Source organism: Streptomyces sp. NPDC054813 (genome assembly GCF_053611365.1).
On sequence record NZ_JBSHAF010000010.1, the window covers coordinates 44,510 to 47,332 of the forward strand.

Sequence of the window (2,823 nt, forward strand, 5' to 3'; positions counted from 1 at the left end):
AGGCGGCCACCCCCCCCACCCCCCAAGGCGGTGCGGAAAGATAAACCCCCCAACCAGGGCAACCCCCCCCCCCCCCCCCCCAACAACCCCAAAAGAAACCCACGAAACCCCCGGACACACCCCCCCCCGCCCCCCCCACGCCCGGGCTTACTGGACGGTGTGCGTCAGCCGTCGATGCGGTGGGTGGTCCAGAACGACGTCAGGTCGGTGCTGGTGGCCGCCTGGGCCGCCGCCTTGAACTCGGCGGTGGTGGAGACCCCGTACCAGTGCGCGGTGGCGTAGTTCCTCAGCAGCGTGGTCATGGCGGTGTCGCCGATGAGGCGGCGCAGGTCGTGCAGGGCGCACTTGCCGTAGCCGTAGACGACGGTGGAGTAGCGGGAGGAGTGGGCGTCCCAGTACGCCATCGAGTTGGTGATCTTCTCCGCCGACGAGGCCCAGGACACGCTGTTCCAGCAGTTGGTGCCGCTCAGTCCCTGTGCGAGGTCGGTGGCGTAGTCGGTGAACGCCTCGTCCAGCCAGGGGCTGTTGTACTCGTCGTCGCCGACGATGCCGTACCACCACTGGTGGCCGATCTCATGGGTGAGCGCCGTGGTGCTGACCAGGTCGAGGACGAAGCCCGGGTACTCCATGCCGCCGAACCAGAAGTTGTTGTCGATGACCGCGTCCAACTCGCCGTACGGGTAGGCCCCGAATCGTCCGGCGTGGGCGTCGACCGCCGACTTGGCGGTGGTGAGCATCGACTGGGCGCTGGAGGAGCTGATCCCCGAGACCGAGTAGATGTTGATCGGGGTGCCCGCCGTCGAGGTACCCGAGATCTTGGTGAACGGGCCCGCCGCCCACGCGAAGTCGCGGACCTTGGACGCGGTGGCCGTGGTGATGGTGCGTCCGCTGGTGCCGGGGGTGTCGACCGAGGTGCCGGTGGCCGGGACCAGCAGGGTGGTCGGGTGGTCGAGGGTCACCTTGAAGTCGGCGGCCAGGGAGTAGAAGGACTCGCCGTTGTTCGTGTACGGGTCCAGGTGCCAGCCCGAGCCGTCCTTGACCGCGAGGACCGGCAGCGCGTTGCCGATCATGCTGAAGGCTCCGTCGTAGCCGAACCGGTCGGCGCCGCTCGGGACGGTGATCCCCAGGTCGAAGCCGATCGTGGTCGACTGGCCCTGCGCCAGCGGGGTCGGCAGCGCGATCTGGAGGGCCGTGCAGGCCACCGAGAGGGCGCCCGCGGTGCCGCCGGTGACATTGGTGACCGTGATCGGCGGCGCGGAGCAGGTGCCGTGGTAGTTGTCCCACAGCCGCAGGTACACCTCGGTGAGCGGGGTGGCCGAGGCGTTGGTGAAGGTCGTGCTCTCGTGCCCGGTCCAGACGGTACCGGCGGTGTTGCTGCTGAGACTGACGGTGTACGACGGGGCGGCCGGCGTGCGCGTCGAGTCGGCCGGCGGGGCGGTGTCGCCGGAGGTGTTGAGGGCGATGTCGTCCAGGACGAAGCTCGTCTGGAGGCTGGAGTCCTCGGTGCCGGTGAAGGCGAGGCTCACGGTCTGGCCGGCGAACGCCGACACGTCGAACGACTTCTGGACGTAGCCGGTGGCCTTGTTCAGGTTCGAGTACGTCGCCAGGGTCGTGCTGCCGATCTTCGCCGTGAGTTTGTCGTACGCGGTGGACGAGGTCGTCTCGGCGGTGTCGATGTGCAGCCAGAAGGTGAGGGTGGCGCTGCTGCACCCGGACGGGATCGTGACGCTCTGGGAGAGCGTGTCGGTGTGCGTGCTGCCGACGCCGTCGAGCCAGGCGAAGCTCGTGCCGCCGTGGGCGCTCTGCCCGGTGCGGCTGGTGATCACACTGGTCGAGGACTGGGTCCAGGACGAAGTGCCGCTCTCGAAGCCGCCGTTGGCGACCGCCTGGGTCGGCGTGCAGGCCGCCTCCTCGGCGGCCGACGCCGTGCTGCCGGGGAGCAGGGCCGCGGCCAGCGCCGCGACGGCCAACGCACTGGTGACGAAGGCCTTGTGGGGGGTCGATCTCACACGAAACTCCTTTGCGGCGACCGGGATCCCGGTCTGCTCGGTGACCGCCGGTCCGGCTGGGGTGCGCCGGGGAGCGGCCACAGGTCACGCGTTACGAGTGGTGCGAGTCCGAAGCCTGACAGAATTGACCAGGCCATGTCACTAAGGGATAACCCGCGCGTCAGAGATGGTCCGCGCAGCACGGGGTGGGGTTGGGGACCTCGAACGGGGCCAGCAGGCCGCCCGCCGCCGGGACCAGGGCCAGGGTGAGGACGCCGTCGCGCCATTCCGGCCGTACGTGGTCCTGCGTCAGGATCTCCGTGGCGGGCGGGAGTTCGGCGGCCGGTGCGCCGAGCACCACCAGGCGTTCGACGGCGGTGCGGGCCAGGATCGCGCCCGCGGTGACCGTGCCGGTGAGGTGCCGCACGCCCGGGTAGACGACCGCCCGGCCGGAGGCGCGGGGTGCGGCGGCCGCCCGGCGGGCGCTGTCCACCGCGTCGCCCGGGCCGTGGGTTCGGTCGGCCAGGGCCACGCCGGTGCCCTCCGGCAGCGCCGTCAGCAGCTCCTGCCACACCGCGTCCGGGTCCGGGACGGCCAGCGACACCGCCGTACCCCGGCGCTCGTCGGTGCGGTGCAGGTGGGTGCAGGCGAACACGCCCTCCGGGAGCGCCAGTCGGCCCAGCAGCTCGTGGACCAGATGGTCCGCCTCGCGCAGGGTCGCCGTACCGGCGTGGGGGCCCCCCGCCCCCGGGGCGGCCCCGGGGGGGGGGGGGGGAGGGGTGGTGGGCCGGCCCCCGTGCCGGGGGAGTGATAAAATCACTCGCACCGAGGGGGC

Annotated in this window: 2 protein-coding genes; both read right to left on the minus strand. The window is 71.3% G+C overall.

Annotated features, from left to right (window positions below; translation table 11 throughout):
- Positions 1 to 164: 164 nt before the first annotated feature.
- The gene (locus ACWGJB_RS21320; protein ID WP_453381702.1) at positions 165 to 2,009 is read right to left on the minus strand and encodes a M1 family aminopeptidase; all 1,845 of its coding nucleotides are present in this window, start codon (positions 2,007 to 2,009) and stop codon (positions 165 to 167) included.
- Positions 2,010 to 2,169: 160 nt separating this feature from the next.
- The gene (locus tag ACWGJB_RS21325) at positions 2,170 to 2,643 is read right to left on the minus strand and encodes a hypothetical protein (RefSeq protein ID WP_453381703.1); all 474 of its coding nucleotides are present in this window, start codon (positions 2,641 to 2,643) and stop codon (positions 2,170 to 2,172) included.
- Between the last annotated feature and the right edge of the window lie 180 nt (positions 2,644 to 2,823).